At 34.8% G+C, this 21,534-nt stretch carries 21 protein-coding genes; 8 read left to right on the forward strand and 13 right to left on the reverse strand.

Translation table 11 applies throughout. The features are described from left to right. Positions 1-10 precede the first annotated feature (10 nt). Together ABH960_RS25995 and ABH960_RS26000 are read left to right on the forward strand one after the other, a co-directional pair. Positions 11-214, forward strand: coding sequence for a hypothetical protein (locus ABH960_RS25995; RefSeq protein ID WP_002091158.1), 204 nt, complete (start codon positions 11-13; stop codon positions 212-214). Between the two features lie 326 nt (positions 215-540). Next, positions 541-885: a DUF4064 domain-containing protein gene (locus ABH960_RS26000; RefSeq protein WP_002091161.1), complete on the forward strand. Its 345-nt coding sequence runs from the start codon at positions 541-543 to the stop codon at positions 883-885. A 46-nt stretch (positions 886-931) separates the two neighbouring features. On the opposite strand, the gene truA is transcribed toward ABH960_RS26000, so the two are convergent. The 6 genes from truA to ABH960_RS26030 all read right to left on the reverse strand — a co-directional run bounded on the left by truA (position 932) and on the right by ABH960_RS26030 (position 6,886). Next, a complete protein-coding gene (gene truA, locus ABH960_RS26005) occupies positions 932-1,669 on the reverse strand; it encodes a tRNA pseudouridine(38-40) synthase TruA (protein WP_404449287.1) in 738 nt (245 codons plus the stop codon). 83 nt (positions 1,670-1,752) lie between these two features. After that, the gene (gene rlmD / locus ABH960_RS26010) at positions 1,753-3,132 is read right to left on the reverse strand and encodes a 23S rRNA (uracil(1939)-C(5))-methyltransferase RlmD (protein ID WP_219300347.1); all 1,380 of its coding nucleotides are present in this window, start codon (positions 3,130-3,132) and stop codon (positions 1,753-1,755) included. A 10-nt stretch (positions 3,133-3,142) separates the two neighbouring features. Beyond that, on the reverse strand, positions 3,143-4,006 hold the full coding sequence (locus ABH960_RS26015; protein WP_085308942.1) for a DNA-3-methyladenine glycosylase family protein: 864 nt from the start codon (positions 4,004-4,006) through the stop codon (positions 3,143-3,145). Between the two features lie 59 nt (positions 4,007-4,065). After that, a complete protein-coding gene (gene pdaA, locus ABH960_RS26020) occupies positions 4,066-4,848 on the reverse strand; it encodes a delta-lactam-biosynthetic de-N-acetylase (protein ID WP_002091167.1) in 783 nt (260 codons plus the stop codon). 125 nt (positions 4,849-4,973) lie between these two features. Next, a complete protein-coding gene (gene fumA / locus ABH960_RS26025) occupies positions 4,974-6,497 on the reverse strand; it encodes a class I fumarate hydratase (protein WP_404449290.1) in 1,524 nt (507 codons plus the stop codon). Between the two features lie 206 nt (positions 6,498-6,703). Continuing rightward, complete coding sequence (locus ABH960_RS26030; protein ID WP_002010264.1) at positions 6,704-6,886, reverse strand: SE1561 family protein; 183 nt, start codon at positions 6,884-6,886, stop codon at positions 6,704-6,706. Positions 6,887-7,099: 213 nt separating this feature from the next. Between ABH960_RS26030 and yfkAB the strand changes: the two genes are divergently transcribed. Next, complete coding sequence (gene yfkAB, locus ABH960_RS26035) at positions 7,100-8,227, forward strand: radical SAM/CxCxxxxC motif protein YfkAB (RefSeq protein WP_002125019.1); 1,128 nt, start codon at positions 7,100-7,102, stop codon at positions 8,225-8,227. A gap of 37 nt (positions 8,228-8,264) precedes the next feature. Here the strand turns inward: yfkAB and ABH960_RS26040 are convergent, their stop codons facing one another. Then, the gene (locus ABH960_RS26040; RefSeq protein ID WP_002091172.1) at positions 8,265-9,062 is read right to left on the reverse strand and encodes a YfkD famly protein; all 798 of its coding nucleotides are present in this window, start codon (positions 9,060-9,062) and stop codon (positions 8,265-8,267) included. 81 nt (positions 9,063-9,143) lie between these two features. Continuing rightward, entirely contained in the window at positions 9,144-10,199 is a 1,056-nt protein-coding gene (gene cax, locus ABH960_RS26045; protein WP_113937971.1) for a calcium/proton exchanger, read from the reverse strand. 177 nt (positions 10,200-10,376) lie between these two features. Here cax and ABH960_RS26050 point away from each other — a divergent pair, with 177 nt between their 5' ends. The 3 genes from ABH960_RS26050 (at position 10,377) to ABH960_RS26060 (ending at position 11,632) form a co-directional block, all read left to right on the forward strand. Then, complete coding sequence (locus ABH960_RS26050) at positions 10,377-10,793, forward strand: pyridoxamine 5'-phosphate oxidase family protein (protein ID WP_012260266.1); 417 nt, start codon at positions 10,377-10,379, stop codon at positions 10,791-10,793. Positions 10,794-10,948: 155 nt separating this feature from the next. After that, positions 10,949-11,095, forward strand: a complete 147-nt coding sequence (locus ABH960_RS26055; RefSeq protein ID WP_000817786.1) for a BH0509 family protein — start codon at positions 10,949-10,951, stop codon at positions 11,093-11,095. 108 nt (positions 11,096-11,203) lie between these two features. After that, complete coding sequence (locus tag ABH960_RS26060) at positions 11,204-11,632, forward strand: EamA family transporter (RefSeq protein ID WP_002091176.1); 429 nt, start codon at positions 11,204-11,206, stop codon at positions 11,630-11,632. A gap of 13 nt (positions 11,633-11,645) precedes the next feature. Here ABH960_RS26060 and ABH960_RS26065 read toward each other — a convergent pair whose 3' ends face one another. Continuing rightward, positions 11,646-12,239 (reverse strand): DedA family protein, encoded by a 594-nt coding sequence (locus ABH960_RS26065; protein ID WP_002091181.1) that lies wholly within the window; start codon positions 12,237-12,239, stop codon positions 11,646-11,648. A 478-nt stretch (positions 12,240-12,717) separates the two neighbouring features. On the opposite strand from ABH960_RS26065, the gene ABH960_RS26070 reads away from it, so the two are divergent. Beyond that, positions 12,718-15,501: a tetratricopeptide repeat protein gene (locus ABH960_RS26070; RefSeq protein ID WP_404449294.1), complete on the forward strand. Its 2,784-nt coding sequence runs from the start codon at positions 12,718-12,720 to the stop codon at positions 15,499-15,501. Between the two features lie 43 nt (positions 15,502-15,544). Here ABH960_RS26070 and lepB read toward each other — a convergent pair whose 3' ends face one another. The 3 genes from lepB to ABH960_RS26085 form a co-directional block, all read right to left on the reverse strand. Next, positions 15,545-16,081 (reverse strand): signal peptidase I, encoded by a 537-nt coding sequence (gene lepB, locus ABH960_RS26075; RefSeq protein WP_002010249.1) that lies wholly within the window; start codon positions 16,079-16,081, stop codon positions 15,545-15,547. A gap of 287 nt (positions 16,082-16,368) precedes the next feature. Next, complete coding sequence (locus tag ABH960_RS26080) at positions 16,369-17,049, reverse strand: lysoplasmalogenase (protein WP_002063659.1); 681 nt, start codon at positions 17,047-17,049, stop codon at positions 16,369-16,371. Positions 17,050-17,173: 124 nt separating this feature from the next. Then, positions 17,174-18,124 (reverse strand): DMT family transporter, encoded by a 951-nt coding sequence (locus ABH960_RS26085; RefSeq protein ID WP_061676181.1) that lies wholly within the window; start codon positions 18,122-18,124, stop codon positions 17,174-17,176. Between the two features lie 426 nt (positions 18,125-18,550). Between ABH960_RS26085 and ABH960_RS26090 the strand changes: the two genes are divergently transcribed. Further along, entirely contained in the window at positions 18,551-20,476 is a 1,926-nt protein-coding gene (locus tag ABH960_RS26090) for a heavy metal translocating P-type ATPase (protein WP_404449297.1), read from the forward strand. 183 nt (positions 20,477-20,659) lie between these two features. Here ABH960_RS26090 and ABH960_RS26095 read toward each other — a convergent pair whose 3' ends face one another. Next, positions 20,660-21,529, reverse strand: coding sequence for a YihY/virulence factor BrkB family protein (locus ABH960_RS26095; protein WP_002063656.1), 870 nt, complete (start codon positions 21,527-21,529; stop codon positions 20,660-20,662). Between the last annotated feature and the right edge of the window lie 5 nt (positions 21,530-21,534).

Genomic DNA, 21,534 nt, shown 5'->3' on the forward strand with positions numbered 1-21,534 from the left:
GGCGATATATATGAGTAATGATAAAAAATTAAAGTTATTACAATACTTATACCTTCTTCCTGCCGTTCTATGTATGATGTTATTCATTAATATTGATATGAACAGCTTTCCTTATGCAAAGCTATTAGCCACAATTAGCGGCTCCTTTGCAGCTATTATGCTTGCTGCTTTTTGGAATTTGAAGCTACGTATGAAAAGAGAAAAATCTTCTTAAACGAACAAAGTTAATTATCATAAAAAACACGAGACGGTTACCGCTCTCGTGTTTTTTCATTCTACTCTCTTTATCTCAATGATTTGAAATTTAACTCAAAATTAGTTATATACTGAAAAAATGTACTTTAGTAAAATCGACAAATTTCGACATTTTGTTTTTATTATATTTGTTATCATGTAAGTTCTAAATCTGACATTTCAACATCTTTGAAGATTGTTTATATAAACTTCACTTATGTTAATAACATGTAGTTCATTTTGTTGAACTAACAAATTGTGAGTTGGATGAAAAAGCTAATAAATATTTTCTAAAAGGTGGTTACTATGAAAAGAACAGCAGAATTTGTATTAGGATTAATTGGTGGTATATTCGGGATTTTATGTGCATTCATTGCTTTATTTATCGGAGGCATAGGAGCAGCAGTTGAAGCTGACGGAGCTAATCAAATTATTGGATTAGGCTGGGCTGCTGTAGCTCTTTCAATATTGGGGATTGTTGGATGTGTTATGGTTAAGAGCAAAGCTAAAGTAGGTGGCATTATGATGACTATCGCTGCCATTGGTGGATTTATTTGTATTTCTATTGTTTACTTATTACCAGGTGTTTTATTATTAATCGGCGGATTAATGGGGATTTTCCGAAAAGATAAGACTACTGCATCAGCATAAAAGAAGAAGCACTCAAATGAGTGCTTTTTTCTTATTCATATCTTTTCTAAAACTCAATCTTCTCCAAGTACAATCCACTCGCCTCAGCAAGACAATTAATTTGATTACGTTGTTTTTCCTCTAAAATGTTTGGAATTGCGTCCGCCTCTAATTGTCCTAATCCAACTTCAATTAATGCTCCAACAATTTTCCGCACCATGTTATGAAGGAATCCGTTACCACTTACTCTAATTTGTACAAATCCTGATTCTTCGGAAACATCAAGTGTATACACTTCTCGAACCATAGATTTTTTCTTAGACTTTGCATTTGAAAAAGCAGTGAAGTCATGTGAACCAATTAAATGTTTCGCAGCCTCTTTCATGCTTTTCACATTTAATTGTTTATTCACGTGCATGCTGTATTTACGCATAAATGGGTTCGTATGCTCTTCATTCCAAATTTTATAAAGATATGTTTTTGCTTTAGAATTGTAACGAGCATGGAAACGATCTGGTACTTCTTCTACACTCGTAATACTAATATCATTTGGTAAATATTGATTTAAATACTTTTTCACTTTATTTTCTACTAACTTCTCATCACTTTGAAAGTTAGCTACTTGGTTCAAAGCGTGTACACCAGCATCCGTTCTACTACAGCCGATAATTTCAGTTTCTTTTCCGACCATTTCAGATATTATACTTTCGATTTTCCCTTGAATCGTATTGTCATTATTCCCAAGACGTTGCCACCCTTTATAACGCGCACCGTCATATTGAATCGTCAATTTATAATTGTTCATCGTATTCTCCTTACTTCCATTCGCTAAATAAAATATACCCTCACATAGCTCCTGCTTTGTGAGGGACATATCCTTATTGAATGTTACTTTCTAACAAGTTTCACTACATTTTCTACATGAGCGGTATGCGGGAACATATCAACTGGTTGCACATACTCCACTTCATAACTCTTCATTAATGTTTGCACATCACGTGCTAATGAGGATGGATTACAAGACACGTAAACAACTTGTTTCGGTTTCACTTTTAAAATCGTTTCAAGTAATTTATCATCGCAACCTGTACGCGGTGGATCGACAACAATGACATCTGGACTCCAGCCTTCTTTCACCCATTTTGGTAACCATTGTTCCGCTTTACCAGCTTCATACTTTGCATTTGTGAATCCGTGGCGTTTTGCATTTTTCTTTGCATCTTCAATCGCTTCTGGAATTACATCCATACCACGTACTTCCGCTGCATCATTCGCAAGCCAAAGTCCAATTGTACCGACACCGCAATACGCATCCACAATCTTCTCGTTTCCTGTTAAAGCAGCTGCTTTTTTCGCTTCATCGTATAAAACAACAGTTTGTTCTGGATTTAATTGGAAGAATGCGCGTGCTGATAATTCAAATGATAAATCACCTAGTGTTTCTTGAATTACTTCTTTTCCAGCTAATTTAAATGTTTTATCACCGAAAATAACAGATGTTTTACGCCAGTTTACGTTTTGCATAATTGATTTAACACTTGGCATTTGTTTTTGTACTTCTGCGATAAATTGATCTTTATTTGGTAATTCTTCTTTTGTTGTAATAAGTGTGACTTGCACTTCCCCTGTTTGAACTGCAGTACGTGTCACAATTGTGCGTACTAAACCTTTTTGTTTTTTCTCATTGTAAATAGAAACATTTAATTTTTCTAATATACGTCTTACAACTTTTGTCGCTTCATTCGTTGCTTTATGTTGAATCATGCAATGAGAAATATCAATTAACTGATGTGAGTTTTGCTTATATAACCCTGTAATAACCTTTTCGTCTTTACGCCCCACTTGCAATTGACTTTTATTACGATAATGCCATGGATTTTCCATACCAAGCGTCGGGCGAATTTTCTCTTCTAGACTGTCATTCATATACTTCTCGAATGCTTGTACAACGATATCACGCTTTTGATTTAATTGTTCTTTATAATCTAGATGCTGCAATTGACAGCCACCACACTCCTCATATACTGAACATGGTGCTTTCACACGATGTGGTGATGATTTACGAACTTTTTTCACTTTCGCTTCAGCGAAGCCACGCTGAATTTTCGTTGCTTCAGCAACAACTTCTTCTCCTGGCAATGCCCCTGGAATGAAAACAACTTGTCTCTTAAAATAACCAACGCCTTCTCCGTTAATCCCAAGACGTTTAATTGTCACAGGAAACGTTTGACCAACTTCCAACTTACTCTCTTGTTGCTTTTGTATCATTATTACACCTCTACTCTATACTTTTCCATAAATATAACGCTGCATAACTGCAATATGGTTCACACTCTTGTTTCACTTTTTCTAAAAATGCATCATCAGGCTTATCATCTAATTGAAATACACCTTGCACTGCGCGCTGAATTCCAATGTCTGCTTTTGGAAACATATTTTTCCGACCAAGCCCAAACATTAAAAAGTTTTGCACTGTCCATGCCCCAATACCCCTTATTGGTAACAATTGTGCCGATACTTCTTCTTCTGTTTCGTTTTCTATCCTTGCTAAATCTAATTTACCGCCTACAATATGTTTTGCTAATCCTACTATATATTCGGCTTTTCGCTGACTAAACTTCTGCTCTCTCAATTCTTCTATTGAAATGTTCGCTACTCTTTCTGGTGTTGGGAAAAAGAAAACGCCGTTCTTCTCTGTCCCATATCGCTTTACAAATTGATCTGTTAGCACAGTAGCAAATTTCAAATTTATTTGTTGATGAATAATACAGCGAAGAAGACAAGCGAAATAATCGAATTCTAAAATAATTGGAGTATAAGCATATGTTTCAAATAGTGGACGTAATGATGTGTTTAAAAAATGATTTTGTATATTTTGAAACGGTTCATTCCAGTGAAAAATGGACCTCATTCGTTTCATTACTTTCTCTTGATCTCCTGCCTGACTAGAGATCCAAAACTGTGGATTTTGAACAGTACCAATCCCTTGCAAACGAACAACAATCTGTTCTTCGTCTATAAAAAGCGGGACATAAATTACTTTCTCGTCTAATTGAATGACGTTTAACGGGTCGAAAGATAAACGCTTTAGTACTTCCTCAAAATGGTACGGATATTCTAACGTAACATGTTCGCTCCACATACGTTTCCCCATCCTTTTTACACATCATTATAGCATGAGAAAACCGCAAGCATACATGCTTACGGTTGATTGCTTTTTACTAAATCATCTAGGCTTTTAAAATGATACCCTTTCTCGCGCAAATCATCAATGATTTTCGCAAGTGCTTCTGCATTATCTTTTGATATTGCATGAAGTAACAAAACAGATCCTGGATGAATCATAGTCATTACATTATTATGAGCGTATTGCCATCCTCTTTGCTGATCTACTTTCCAATCAAGAAATGCAAGCGACCAAAACACGTTATGATATCCCATTTCTTTCGTAAGAGCTAACGTTCTTTCGCTAAATACACCTCGCGGAGGGCGTACATATTTCACTTCTTTTTGCCCTGTTACTTTTTTAATCTCTTCCGTTACGCTCGTTAATTCTTCACGAAGTTTTGCATCATTTACTGTTGTAAAATCTGGATGACTCCAAGAATGATTACCAATAATATGTCCTTCATTTTTCATTCTTAATAATAAATCTTTTTGTGTTTTTATATAATGTCCCGTCACAAAGAAAGTTGCTGGTACTTTTTTCTCCTTTAATACATCTAAAATCTTTCCTGTATATCCATTTTCGTATCCATTATCAAATGTTAAATAAATATCTTTTTTCTTCGTATCTCCTAAATAAAACCCACCATTTTTTTGTAGTAATTCTGTATATAGTTTCCCTGCATCTGGCACCGTTTCATTTTTAGGACGTGGGATTCCCCAGCTATGTGATGTATTCGTATAAGCAAATGTTGAAACTGGAACAAGTGCCATCATAATTGAAAAAATGAGACCTATATATAACCATTTATATTTCATAAATAGTCTCCTTTCCATATATAATCGTACCTGTAGTTTCTGTTTCCCTGCTTTCTTTCATGCTGAACATGTTTTTCTATATATACCAAAAAATGCACCTCGAATAATTCGAGATGCACTTCTCTTTACTTAAATACAGGTTCTTTAAAGCTCGCCAATTTTTCAAGTGATGTTTTATCAACATCAGCATGTAAACTTTTACCATGAGAATCCATCGTTACAACTGCTTTAAAACCATCGATACGTAAATGCCACATTGCCTCTGGGATACCGAATTGTAAGAAATCAACATCTTTCACTTCTTTAATACATTCAGCATAATATTGCGCTGCACCACCAATTGCATTTAAGTACACACCACCGTGTCCTTCTAAAGCTGCTAATGTTTTAGCACCCATACCACCTTTACCAATTACAGCACGAATACCAAACTTTTTCATAATATCGCCTTGATATGGCTCTTCACGAATACTTGTCGTTGGACCTGCCGCTTTAATTTGCCAATTATCATTTTCATCTTTCACTACAACTGGACCACAATGATAAATAATTTGTCCATTTAAATCTACTGGACAATCGTTATCCATTAAATGTTTATGAATCGCATCACGTCCTGTATACATCATGCCGTTAATTGTAACAACATCACCAACACGAAGTTCACGAATTTGCTCTTCTGTAATTGGAGCTTGTAATACGATTTCACGCTGCTCTGTTTGTTCTTGCGCAGCGTCTTGTTGAAGTGTATCTTCACCTTCTTGGTATAACCAATCCATAATTTCACCTGTTTCAGGATGAATTGTTACGCCAAGACGACGATATGCCCAACAATTATACGCAACAGATACGTAGAAGCTCGCTGGCAAACGATTATATACTCCAATTTTGCAACCTAATAAAGTTGTTTCTCCGCCAAATCCCATCGTACCAATGCCAAGCTTATTCGCATTCTCTAATACATACTCTTCAAGCTTGTGTAATTCTGGAACTGGATTTACATCATCTAATGTACGGAATAATTGATTTTTTGCTAATTCGTAACCTGATGTGCGGTCTCCCCCGATACCGACGCCGATTACTCCTGCGCTACACCCTTGACCTTGCGCTTGATATACTGCATGAAGAAGGCATTTACGAATTCCTTCTAAATCACGCCCAGCTCGTCCAAGTCCTTCTATTTCACAAGGCAGGCTATATTGAATATTTTTATTCTCACAACCGCCGCCCTTTAAAATTAAACGTGCATCAATGTAATCTTTTTCCCATTGTTCAAACTTAATAACAGGTGTACCTGGTCCTAAATTGTTTCCGCTATTGTCTCCAAAAAGAGAATCAACAGAGTTTGGACGAAGTTTACCATCTTTTGTCGCCCGCTCAAGCGCACTATAGATAGCTTCCTTCAGTTTTAATTGATTCACACCAACTGGTGTATAAATTTTAAACGTTGGCATCCCTGTATCTTGGCAAATTGGCGAGATATTATCATCTGCCATTTTAATGTTATTCGTAATTGTGCCAAGTGCCATCGCTGAACGAGTCCCTGCATTTTCTCGTTCTTTCGCTTGTTGAATTGCGCGACGAACATCTTTCGGTAAGTTCGTTGACGTTTCAACAATTAGTTGATACATGCTTTCTTGAAGCTTTTCCATTGTTACTTCCCCCTCAATTGTGAACGCTACCAAAACGTTATGAAATGAAAATTCCATTGTTATACTCTTCAGCTGTTTATTTATTTCACGCCATTAAAGGTTAAATGAAATTTTTCACAACTTGATTATACCTTTTTTTCTATATTCCTTCTATTATCCGTACAGAAAAAGGCTGCCAATTTTGTAGTGGCAGCCTTTTTAATATATTATTCGTCTTTTTTAAATTGCTCACATTTCAGTTCTAATTCATCTAACATTGCAAGAAGACGATCTACATCTTCTAATTCTACCTCTTCTGGTTCAATCGTATCAATTACTTCAATGAACATATTTAAACGTTCTTTCAAATATACTAGTTGTGAATCTTTACCTTGAATTGCTTTTCCCATGAAGGCACTCTCCTTTTAATTCGAGTTGCTTTTATTATACCGCAAAAATGATTGCTATGGGCATGTAATTTCATCAATTTTGTCGCAGTAATTCATTATAATGTAAGCCCTCTCTCTTTTTTCACAAAAAAGTTTCACTTTATAAAAAGTACATATTCTTCTATTATAGAGAATGGACAAATTGTTATTTCAATAGTCAAAGGAGTATTTCATATGACGATATCACAAATAATGAAGCCGATTACTCCTTCTTACGATCCATGGGAAGCGTATATGGACCTTGAAGAGTACGGCAAACTACTATTAACAAACGTTGAGTTTACAACGACGACGTTATGCAATATGCGTTGCGAGCATTGCGCTGTTGGTTACACATTACAGCCGAAAGATCCAAACCCGCTTCCGATGGAGCTTTTATTAAAACGATTAGATGAGATTCCTCATTTACGTTCTTTAAGTATTACAGGCGGAGAACCTATGCTTTCAAAAAAATCCGTCGACAACTATGTAACACCACTCTTAAAATACGCCCATGAACGAGGCGTTCGCACTCAAATCAACTCAAACTTAACTATAGATTTAGCACGTTACGAACAAATTATTCCCTACTTAGATGTATTGCACATTTCACATAATTGGGGAACAATCGATGACTTCGTTGAAGGCGGATTTGCAATGATGGAGCGTAAGCCTACTTATGAACAGCGCGCTAAATTATTTGAAAGAATGATTACAAATAGTAAAGCTCTATCAGAGGCAGGTGTACTCGTATCAGCCGAAACTATGTTAAACAAACGAACTCTACCACATATTGAACATATTCACCGTCAAATCGTTGAAGAAATGGGCTGTAAACGTCATGAAGTGCACCCGATGTATCCGAGTGACTTCGCTAGCACACTTGAAATTTTAACAAAAGAAGAAATTCGAAATGCAGTTGAACATTTATTAGAGATCCGTGATGAAAATGTGTGGATGTTATTCGGAACATTACCTTTCTATGCATGTAGTGATAATGAACACGATTTAGCTACACTAAAGAAATTACATGAAAGTAAAAATGTAACTGTCCGCAATGATCCAGATGGTCGTTCTCGTTTGAACGTAAATATTTTCGATGGAAATATTATCGTGACCGACTTCGGTGATGTCCCGCTTCTAGGTAATGTACAAACAAATACACTACAAGAAGCTTACGACAAATGGTGTGACTCAAAAACAGCAAAATCATTAAGTTGCCATTGTCCTGCTGTGAAATGCCTTGGACCGAATGTTCTTGTAAAAAATAGCTACTATCCAAAAGAAGATTTCTTATCAAAAACATCAAACATTATGTTATAAATAAAAAACGTCAGCTTATAGGCTGACGTTTTTTATTTCATTGTGCATGCGATGAAGAAACAAATTTAAAAAATAAATGATCATGAATTGGAATAGCAGCTCCGATTCCTTGAGATGTAATATTTTTCACGACAAGCTTTTTTTGATTCCCTTTTAACACAAGGTAGACTTCTCCAAATGTTACTTTTCCTTTTTCATTTACTGCTGGTGTATACGCATATAAATATCCAAGTTGACTTGGACTAATATTATAAACACGCTCATGTCCGGTACCATAACCAATGGTTGTTTTAAATGAAAGTGGCAATTGTACTTTTTCAAGCGCTTTTAGAAGCATCATTTTTTTCACATCTGTAGTATCTTTCATATCTGCTGTTAAATCACCTTCGATTGTCTTTTGGGTTTCTTGCTTATAGCGAAGTGGGTATAAGCGATCCCCTCCGCGATTATCATATACATTTCGATTTACTTGCTTATATTCCCAATTAATCGATGTGTCTATTGACTCATAATTTAATGCCCATTGCCCTAAATAAATTTTCGCTCGGTACCCTACTGCAAGCGGTGCATTCGAAATTGTCGTTTCATTAAACATTCGAATTAAATCTGGGTTTTCAATTTTAATATTTGTTGTTTTCAATAATTCTTGAGCAAACTTACTCGGCTGTAAACGTGGTAAATCTTGTGCATCATTTGGAAATGTATTATCTTTTGAAATATTTAAAACAGATGAAGGCATTTTTACTTCTACTGTCGTCTTTGCAAAACTACTGTTAGGAAATAATAAAATAAACGAGACCATAGTTGAAAGACATATGCTGTACACTCGTTTCACCTGTCAGGCTCCTTCCTACGTAAAGGTATATAAATTACTGTATTTATTGTTTTCCCTCAAACACATTGTTATCCCTATTTTTCATAATAAATAAAAACCAATTCCCATAATGACATACGCAGCTAATAAAGTGCCTCCTTCAAACCAGTTTGTATCCCCATCATTTGAAATAGCAATAGTTAAGAAAACAGCTGTAATCATGGAAACAAGCTCTGGTATTGTAAATACTAACGGCATCTTTTGTGCAAAAAACATCGAAAGAAGTACTAACACAGGAGCAACAAACATGGCGATTTGTAATGTAGAACCTACTGCAATTTCAACGGCGATATTCACTTTATTTTTATACGCCATAATAATTGCAGATGCATGTTCTGCTGCATTACCAACAATCGCAACGATAATAACCCCTATAAATAACTCTGACCAGCCAAATGACTTTGCAACCGTTTCAAAAGTATGTACGAGTGCCTCTGAAACATAAGCTACCGCAATTGTTGCTATCGCTAAAACGAGTAGCGCTTTACCTTTCGACCACTCAGGCTCCTCCTCATGTACTTCTTCATCGCTCTTATGTTGATATACACCGCGGTGTGTAACTAACTTAAATAGCAATGCAGCAAGGTACATAATGATCATAATAATAGAAACACCAATACTTAATTGATACGTCTTTCCAGCATCCATTTTCATTGAAAAAATCTCTGGAATAACAAAAGCTACGACAACAGCAAATATTAATAAAGCTGAATTATGCCTTGCATCGTAAACATTAAAGCTTTGTCTTTTATATTTAAGGCCTCCTATAAAGAAGGATAGCCCTCCTACTAATAGTAAGTTTCCAAGTACAGAACCAGTTAAAGATGCTAGCACTACTTCAATTAATCCTGCTTGAAGTGCGAAAATTGAAATGATAAGTTCAACCGCATTACCAAAAGTAGCATTTAATAATCCACCTATCCGAGGTCCAGAAACAATTGCTAAACTTTCTGTTGCTCTCCCCATAAACCCCGCTAATGCGATAATCGTAATGCAATATACAGCAAACATAATTGTTTGAGGCCAATGCAATGTTTTTCCGAGTACAGAAAGTGGTACACCTATAAGCGCTACTATAAGAAATATTTTATTAAACATGCTTTCCATCCTTCCATCTTCTGTATTTCTCCTCAATATTATTATTATTCTTCTCCTAACTTGTCCGATTTCATCACAATTACGTTTAAAAAATCGAATTGAAGAAAACAGTATGAAAGATATTTAAATTGTCTTGTTTAGACAGAAAGAATTAAAAATTGAAAAGAGGTTAAAAGCATGCACTTAAAAGAAAAAATCGCAACTATTATTCAAGGTCAACGAACAGGTATATTATCTACTGTACGTAACGATAAGCCACATGGTGCCTTTATGATGTTTTTCCACGAAGATTTTGTACTATATGTTGCAACAGATCGAAATTCAAAAAAGATAACAGATATCGAGAAGAATCCAAATGTGCACGTACTACTTGGACGAGAGGGAAAGAAATTAGATGAAGATTACATTGAAGTTGAAGGTATCGCTTCCATCGAAGAAGATCAAACATTAAAAAACAAATTTTGGACTAATAGCTTAAAACGCTGGTTACTCGGTTCGGAAGATCCTAATTACGTACTAATAAAAATCAATCCTGATACAATTTATTACATCGATAGTGCTGGTGCGACCGATCCCGAGTTTTTACGACTATAAAATAAAAACAAGCCCCCCTTAGGTGGGCTTGTTTTGTCGAAAGGTTCTTCTGAAAAAACAATAAAATAGGTGGAACTTTCTAAAGATTCTGTTATATAATAGCAGTAACTTAAATAAACTGTATTAAAACAGATTGAGGGGAGAAATAAAAATTGATGAAAAGAGAAGAACGAAAAAACATGATTGAGTTTATTGAAAAGAAAAAAGGGATTGAACGTGACGAATTATTATTTATGACAGACGATGAAGTAGAGCATATTTATAATGTAACGTACTTTTTATATGAAGAAATAGCAGAGTAGTATAATAAACCCCCACCTTATTAAAAATATAGGGCGGGGGTTTATTTCGTTTTTTATACATGAGAATGATTTTCATGTATAATAATGTAAGATTGGAGGAATTTCACTATGAGTTCATGGCTATTATTCGCACTATTATCAGCAATTGCTGCTGCCCTCGTATCTATTTTTGGAAAGATTGGCTTAGATGGAATCGATGCCAACGTTGCAACAACGATTCGCTCTATTATTATGGCATTATTTATGGTAGGAGTTATTATTATACAAGGTAAATTTCAAAATATCGGTGATGTCCTCCTAAATAAAAAAGCACTGCTATTTATCACATTAAGTGGAATCGCTGGTGCTTCGTCATGGCTATTTTATTTTCTTGCATTAAAAACAGGAAAAGTTTCACAAGTAGCACCTATCGATAAATTAAGCGTAGTATTTTCCATTATTCTCGCGATGATTATATTAGGTGAAAAGTTAAACTTTATGACTGGTATTGGTGTAGTCTTTATTACAGCTGGTGTATTATTTGTTGCTTTCAGCTAAAAAACCGCTATTATTAGCGGTTTTTTCTTTTCCTTATGTAAATCCACACAATAAATGTTACAATTGCCGAAACTAATAAAATCCATATTCCATAATGATGGAAACTATATTCAACAAAGCGCCACTTCTCTCCCAGTTTCCAACCTAAGCCAATAAAAACACTTATCCAAATTAGTGCACCACCGTAAGCATACAAACAAAACCGCCACAATGTTAAATTTGAAACTCCAGCAAAATATGCTGTTAAATGACGTACTCCCGGTATAAAGTAGCCAATCATTAAAAGAAATGGACCGTATTTTTCAAATAAAATATGTGTTTTTTCAATATGATGTTCCTTAATTCTAACTTTCGGACCATATTTTTTTAAAACAGGGAGCCCAAGTTTTAAACCTAATATGTAACTTAATGTAATGCCAAGCATTGCACCTGCCATTCCACTTAAAAAAGCAGCTGTTCCTGACATAACTCCTTTTGAAATGTTATATCCGATAAAAGTCAATAAAAACTCATCCGGTATAGGTAATCCAACAATCCCGCCAGCTAAAGCTATAATAATTCCAAAATATCCATAATGTGCGATTAACTCGCCAATATGTTGTTCCATTCGGAAGACACATCCTATACACGATCGTTATTCCATATTGTGCCCATTCTATCTTTAAGACAAACATGGTATACATATTCACTATACATTGTTTTTATAATGAACTCTACTTCTATTCCATTCCTTAAACAGAGATTTAATCAGTGGGGTTTTTTATCCATCCCAACTGATTATTAGCCTGAACCAATCGGGATTTTACGGGCAGCAGGGCTCCTACTTAGCTTCCCTGCATTCGCTAAATTTTGGTGTAGGAGTCTTACTGCCTATAAATAGCGAGATAAAAAAATAAAAATTCATAGGCTTATTTTTTTGTTACAATAAAGGGAAGTTACTTTTTGCAACGGTTTAACTCTCAAGAAAAATGATATATCTAGCAAAAACATAGTTTGGTCTATATAATGCAACTTCTACCTATTAGAGTAACATGCACCCTTTTACATACAACATCATTTTTCTAAATTATACAGGGGGAACGAACATGACCATTGAAAAACAATTTATCCAAAAGATTTACTATAAAACATTTTTAACAGAAGACTCTTCCATTCCGGTAGCGGAAGTACTCGGTGAAGCATATATAAATGAATCAAAAAATGAATTCTCCAACATATCTAATATTCGCTTTGCACAAGGTGAAGTTTATTTCCAAACTAACGACTTTGAAGCCGCTATATTCAAATGGGAGAAAGTAAATAATGAACTTGCTCTCTGGGCTATGAAGAATATTGCAGATGCTTATTTCGAATTAGATTTCTTACCAAAAGCAGAAGAAATTTACAAATCTATCCAAACAGAAGATACAACTCTTACGATGGAAGTTTCCCTACAACTTCTTTCTCTTTATATCGAGCAAAATCGTTTAGGTCTAGCATTTAAGACGATTAGTGACGCTGTTGCGTTTCAACCGGACTATCCAAATATTACTGCAATCGCTCGATCGTTCTATGAAAAACAAGAAGATTGGAATAATGCTATTGAACTAGCGGTTCAAGAAGGAATTCGAACTAAATCTTTACACTGGTTTGATACTTTAATCAATTATGTAAACAGAGGCTTTACTAACAAGATAAAACCTGAGTATTTCTATGAATCTTTAAAAGCCTTATATGCTATTGATCAAGTTCAGTTTAAAGAACTTGTTATTTCACTTTGGAACAGCTATGAAAATGAATCATTCCATCTACCTTGGATTCAAACAATAAATCACCTATTCTTACATATTGAAGTAGATGCTAATGATGATTGGAATGAAATTTCTAATCGCTATCAAGAGACGTACTTCGAATTGATTACTGGACAACATTTCATGCACGAATTACAAGGACTTGTACCAGATTTATTAACAAATTGGTTTAGTTTAACGAAAGCGGAAGATTCTTTACTTGTCTCCGCAGCAGTATTAGCATGGAATGAAATTTCACCGACAACTCTAGAATCATTACTCGTAAAAAGCGCATTTGCCTTACTTTCAAATGCATCAGCTCATGCAAATGTTGATATGGCAGACGTATCAGCATTATTTGAAACGATTGCTGTATGGGCTGAGAAGAATGATGTAGATTTAGGTCATCAATTCACACTACTTGTTCGTGAGTTATACGATTTAACTGTTACACAACTTCTAGTAGCAGGAGCTAGCGATTATGATAAATCAGCCTTTATTAACTCTATACTAGGAGAAAATATATTAAATGAGGCTATAACAACTTCAATTACATTTAAAGATGATAGTCAAACTGAAATAACTGAGCTTACAGAACTAGATATACGAAATATACCAAACTTTGACGAACTTCATAACATACTAGCGGTACCTTCTCAGTCAAAACTAGAAAGAAAATGTATTGAAGTTAAATTACCAAGTAGATTTTTACGAAAAAATAAGTTTTCATTCCTTGTCACACCTACTGTGCATGGACAACTTGACAAAAACAGCTCTCACTTTGAATACTTACAGGCAGCAGATAGTCTCATCTATGTACTAAATTCAGCTTCACCATTACATGATGAAGAGCTCGATACATTATTATATATTCGTGAGCAAGTACCAAATTTACAAATTAAATTCGTCTTACAAACAATTGATACGAATACTAGTGAAAATATCACGAACAGCATTAAAAAGAAAATACTCGTACATTTCCCAGAAGCACACTTTTTCCCTTACTCTCCTTCACAAGAGAGTAGTGAACAGCTAGGTAACGTAACAGACTCTATTCTTTCTAACCTTACTCAGCGTAACGTGGAAAAAGAACGCATTGAAAAATTATTATGGTTTATCCAAAAAACAATTGCATACCTTGTAAATGAACGTGTGGAATTAGAAAATACGTTAGTGAAATCCGTTCGCTGGAATAAACATATTTTAGTAAAACTTGATGGTTTTATTAATAATCTTACTGCCATTCAAAAAGATAAAATTCGTTCTATTACAGAATCTTATCTCTTAACGAAAGAAGAGATTACGCAGGATATACATTCTCAAATTCCTGAATTGTTGCAGAGTTGCTCTGACCTCGTTCAAGAAGATAGTGATTTCAAACTGGTCCATGAAGAACTAAATGTAGCAATGAATGAAAGAATTCAAAAACATGTACAGCAAGTGCTCCTTCCTAAGTTTACTGGGTCTATTCAAGAATGGATTGAAACTGCTCATAATGAATTCATTCAAGCTCAGGCTTATTTAGATGAAATGAGCGATACCTTTAATAAGCTCTATGAGGAAGAGCGTATTAAACTTCCTTGTGATTTCAAATTACTAGATGACTGGGATAGAGATGTTGCAAGAATGACGAATAGAATTACAGTAGCTAACATCAATATTTTATTACGCTTTACACCGACACAATTTTTCTTAAAAAGTGCAGGAAAGTTATTCGGTAATATGCAAAAAAATCAATCTATGCTATCAAATAAATATAAACAATATATTGAAACAGAAGATTATACAGAAGTTGCTCAGATGATTTCAAAACAATTCTTCCTACAATTTGAAGTGTTTGAAGGTGCGCTAGAACGGGATATCATGATGTTCTTTAAAGACCCTCTTAGCATATTGAAACAAACCGTAGAAGCGGCCCAACTTGAAATACAAGAAGATGAGCAAACATTAACAAAGCTAAGAACGAACCCAGAAACTTATCATGATCCTTTAACACTCTTTAAATTGCAATTGTTACAACGAAAATTCATGTTAAATATCGACCAAAATAATGAACATATTGCTTCACAAGAAACAATAAATAAAACACCAACTGTTTAAATAAGAAAAACCAAGCAACTAACTCGCTTGGTTTTTCTTATTTTTAATCTACAATTTTCACATGTTCAAATGGATAATATATCGCCATGAACTTTCCTAATACTTCTGTTCTATCAATGAGCCCTAAGCCGTTCCTACTATCCCTACTAACTAAACGATTATCTCCCATCACAAAAATTTTATTTTTAGGAATTGTAATCGGTCCAAAATCTTCAGTTAAATTGATAAGTAATTTTTCTGCCTGTTTTTTATTATTCTTTAAATACTCTTCATTTTTCACTTGATGATTAACATATAATTGATCATTCTTCATCTCAATTACATCTCCTGGCAATCCAATAACTCTCTTCACGTAGAAATTATCTGTCTTCACGACAATAATATCCTCTCTCTCATAACTTTCAAATCTCTTTGCAAGTTTATTAATAATTACTTTATCTCCATCTTGTAACGTCGGCCTCATCGATGCTCCTTTTACAGTCGTAGGGAAAAACAAAAAGATTTTTGCCAAAAACACTAATAAACATGCAATTGCAATTATTTCAAAGAATTCACGCAAACGTTTTTTCTTTTGCATCATTCCACCATCTCATCATCTTTTTATTTTTATTATAAGTACTCCGACTAGTTAATTTCCACAAAATTCTGAATTATAACATTAGAATATTACAAATATAAAAATAATATTCCTTATAAATTCACTATTTTTATATACTATGTTTTCCATCTATCAAACAGGACTTTTCCTATGAAATTTATGCTTAGAAAGTATAAATTACTGCACAAATTAAACAAACAAATATAATAGCATAGCAATAAAAAAGATACTCTCAAAATAGTCTATCAACTATTTTTGAGAGTATCTTTTTATAATCCTACATATACAATACACATCTGCGCTGCGACATATGTAAACCAAATCCAAAGCGGTTCATACTTCAGTTTGCGCCCTCCGATATCTGTCACGCCGATAATAAAATCAGAAATCACAAACAGTAAACCACCAAGTGCTGGTATCCACCATATTCCTATATTCTCGTAATATAAGGCGAATGCAAAACATGCCATTCCTCCAACCCACAAACCGTAAATTAGAGCGCCTATTGTAAAAAGTTTGTCTTGTTTTTCATTTCGAATAAAGAAAAACCACCCTATAATTAGAAAGAGTCCGTATACGAGTAAACCGATCCAAAAACCATTCCATGAAATACCTGTTTGTAAAAATGCTTTCACATAGAAACAATGTGCAAGAGCGAAAGTAACCATTCCTCCAATTAATCGATGACCAATTGGAATTAATCCTGCCATAAATAAATCCCCTACAGTTGATAAAGTCATACCGAGTGCAACCCACGTACTGTACTCAGCCGATGGATCTTGTAACCATATCCAAATTGCACTTCCTGTTAAAGAAAAACTAAGAATAAGACGAACGGCTAAAGGTAACGGCATATTATTTCTCGTTCTCTTCGTCTGTCCTATTGCATAAATTGCTCCCATTAAAAAAAGAATAATTTGCCCGACTAACACAATGTAAAGTACATTCATAATATGTTCTCCTCAATAAATGCTTTATTCTATCTTTTTTTCGTTACATATATCACATTCTCCTTTTTCTATGTAAAAAAAGAAGAACAATACTATTCTTCCATTTTAATCGTTTTTCTGTTCTCTATGCTACTTGTTTTTCTTGCTCAACTTTCTTTTTAACCGGGTTACGATTTACTACAATAATTCCCGCTGCGACACACGCTAAACCAAATAGTACAAAGGAATGGATTGCTTCCCCTAAAATTAGACTTGATAGTAGTACACCAAAAACTGGTATAAAGAACATATACATTGAGACTTTCCCTACTTTGTTATACTTCATAATTGTATTCCATATACAGAATCCGGCTGCTGATAAGAACGATAAATATATGAGCATAAGTATTGCATGTAGATTAAATATGAATGGCATCATTCCAACTTGAAATGCACCTATACATAGCAACCCCATTGATCCGAAAATCATCTGATATGCTGTCATATACCCAATATCTAATGTTTTACTACCTTCTTTCGCTAATATGTTTCCATACGAATACATCATGGCTGCCCCAAGAAGTAATAAGCTACCTATTCCAAAATGAAATGATAAACTTCCATCACTCGGTACATTCACTAAAATCACACCGCAAAAACCGATAGCTACTCCAATTACTTTTCGCCTATTTAGAGCATCATCTTTATATAAAAAGTGTGCGAGTAAAATTTGAAAGAATGATGATGTTCCTGAAATAATCGCTCCTTCAATTCCTGAGCTGTAACTCATTCCAATATAAAAACATATATATTGAAGAAAAGTTTGAAACAAGCCAATTTGAACTAACTGCTTTCCTGTTCCTTTTTTGAACTTCATATCTTTTCCTAACGCTTTAAAAAATAATAAGAGCATTACACCAGATAAGAAAAAGCGATAGCCAGCAAATAATATTTGTTCCCCGACTTCTTGTGGCTGAATTCCAAGTTCAGCATAGCTTAATTTAATAAAGGGAAATGCGCTTCCCCATAAAAATGTTGCTACTATTGCAGCAATAAACACGCCAATCGGATGGGTAAAAAATTTCTCTGTCTTCAACTTGATGTCTTCCTTTCCGACCTTTTTATGAACAATATTCATATATACCAAAGGAAATGCGAAAACACAAGTTTTCAGTTTATCCCGCTATTCGCCGGGCAGTAAAACTCCCACCTCCAAATTCGGCTGGGGCAAAGAAGTTAAGTGGGAGCCCTGCTGCCCGTAAAAGCCCGATTGACGAGGGCTAATAATCAGCGTGGGATGAACAAAACCCCCACTAATTAAAGTTTCACTTTATACTAAAACAAAAACATATCATCTAAGAAAAACATATGCTATACTATAGAATAATTACAATATAATAACTATTAAAACCAGATTCAACAGAAATGCTGCTATCCATTATGGATGGCAGCTTTCGTCGTTTTATAGGGGTTTCGATTTTGATTCTTTTTCTCAATAAGAATTCGGAAGGAGCGAGTATTAATGAACGTAGAAGTAAAAACATTACAAGCACAAAAAGATATTTCTCATCCCTCTTTATGGGATACATTAAAGAAACATTATGAACTTATATTTGCAATCGCATCTGGTATTTTTATTTTAGCTGGTTGGTTATTCACAAAAAATGATGCAATAAGTGCAGGTATTACTTTATATATCCTTGCTTATGTAGTTGGAGGATTTGCAAAAGCAAAAGAAGGTATTGAAGACACAATTGAAGAGAAAGAGCTAAATGTTGAAATGCTCATGATTTTTGCAGCTATCGGCGCCGCAGTTATCGGTTACTGGGCAGAAGGTGCTATTTTAATCTTCATCTTTGCATTAAGCGGAGCAATGGAATCTTATACATTAAGTAAAAGCCAAAAAGAAATTTCCGCGCTTCTTGATCTACAACCTGAAGAAGCATTACGTATTTCAAACGGAATTGAGGAACGTGTTCCAGTTGAACAATTACAAATTAACGATATTATTTTAATTAAGCCAGGTGAGCGTGTTCCTGCTGATGGCACAATTCATACTGGTGAAACAAATATTGATGAAGCTGCTATTACAGGAGAACCCATTCCGAATGAGAAAAAATTCGGCGATGAAGTATTTGCCGGCACTGTAAATTTACGTGGTGCTATTGAAGTTAAAATTACGAAGCCGAGCGATCAAACATTATTCCAAAAGATTATTCGTCTCGTTCAAAGTGCACAAAGCGAAAAATCCCCATCACAACTATTCATCGAAAAATTTGAAGGAACATACGTAAAAGGTGTACTACTTGTTGTTGCGCTTATGATGTTTGTTCCTCATTTCTTACTTGATTGGAGTTGGAATGAAACGTTTTATCGCGCGATGATCTTACTTGTAGTCGCTTCTCCTTGTGCGCTAGTTGCAGCCATTACACCGGCAACTTTATCAGCAATTTCAAACGGAGCGAGAAACGGTATTCTCTTTAAAGGTGGTATTCATTTAGAACGTCTAGCTTCAGTAAAGGCGATTGCCTTTGATAAAACAGGAACATTAACACAAGGAAAACCTACTGTAACAGATGTATATGTTCGAGAAGGCATAGCAGAAAGTGAAGTACTTTCTATTACAGCAGCGATTGAAAGTCACTCTACACATCCTTTAGCAGAAGCGATTGTTAAATATGCAAAACATGCTTACGACATTACGATAAAAAAACCAGAAAACGTTGAAGATGTAACTGGTTTTGGATTAAAAGGAATATTAGAAAACAAATCTTATAAAATTGGTAAAGCTGATTTTATTGGAGAAGAAACAAAGACATTTCATAATGGCATTTCTGCTTCACTTGAAAAAGAGGGGAAAACTGTCGTTTATATTAGTGATGAGGATGGTATTCTTGGACTGATCGCTTTAAAAGATACCCTTCGCCAAGAAACGATAGCGGCTATTCGTGATTTGCAAAGCATTGGTGTCGAAGCAATCATGATTACTGGTGATAATGAAGAAACAGCAAAAGCAATTGCCAATGAAAGTAATATAAAAGAATATTACGCATCATGTTTACCGGAAACAAAAGTTGAAACGATAAAGCAGTTAAAAGAAAAGTACGGCATAGTCGCCATGGTTGGAGATGGTATAAACGATGCACCTGCACTCGCTACTTCTAGTATTGGTGTTGCAATGGGTGAAGGAACAGACGTAGCATTAGAGACTGCAGACGTTGTTCTTATGAAAAACGAATTATCTCGTCTCTCTCAAGCAATCCGTTTATCAAAACGAATGAACCGTATTGTGAGGCAAAACGTTATCTTCTCTTTAGCTGTCATTGCAATGCTGATTTGTTCTAATTTCTTGCAGTTTTTAGCTCTTCCATTCGGTGTTATTGGACACGAAGGAAGTACCATTCTTGTAATCTTGAATGGCTTACGATTATTAAAAGGAAATAAGTAACGGGTCCCTGATAAAGGACCCGTTTTTTTTTAATGGTAGCTATTGTGACCGTTCGCACTACTGCTCGTTTTATGCTTTGGATGCGAACTGCTCTTTTGTTTATTATTACTTTTATTATTGTGGTTCTTTTTATTATTACTCATGAAATATCCCCCCTGTTCCCTTTTATTATGGAACAAGAGCTCATTTTTCATTACGGGAATTATTGTCACCCGTTCTATAATGATGGAGTAAACCATTAATTTCACCGCCAAGTAAAATTACCCACGCAGTTAAGTAAAACCATAACATTAAAATAATGATACCACCGAGACCACCATATGTATTAGCGTAATTTGCAAATTTATCTACATAATAGGCAAATGAGTACGATACCACAATCCATCCTACAGTAGCAAATATTGCTCCCGATATGACTTCTCTTCGCTTTAATTTCCGATCAGGCGCAAATGTATATAAAAAGCTAAACAAAGCGATTAAGACAAAGAAACTTGCTACTAAACGCGTAATACTCCAAACATAAGAAAAACTATCCGATAAACCAATTGCTTTAAACACGGCTGCCCCAATCACTTGTCCAAATACTGGGACGATTAGTGCAAACACAATCATAAAAATTATCGCTAACGTGAACACGATAGATAAAGCTCTTGTTTTAATAAAAGAACGGGTTTCTGTTACATCATAAGCACGGTTAAAAGCGTTCATAACCGCATTCACCCCGTTTGAAGCAAACCATAACATCGATAGTAAACCGAATGATAATAAACCACCATTTTGTTCGTTTACAACTTTATCTACGTTTACTTCAATTAAATTCATCGCATCTTCTGGTACGTACGGTTCTAATAAATTGAGCACACTTTCTGTTTGAAGGTCAATAAAGCCAAGAAGCGTAATTAAGAAAACAAGCCCAGGGAAAATCGCAAGCAAGAAGAAATAAGCGAGCTGTGCTGCTAAGCCCGCTACATCATCGCGCATCGTCCGGTCATATAAATCTTTCCCAAACGAAAAAGTGCGATTTCTTTTTGCTTTTTCTAGAAATTTCCTCATATTTT

The sequence above is a fragment of the Bacillus sp. RC252 genome (assembly GCF_044909215.1).
GTDB classification, from domain to species: Bacteria; Bacillota; Bacilli; order Bacillales; family Bacillaceae_G; genus Bacillus_A; species Bacillus_A mycoides.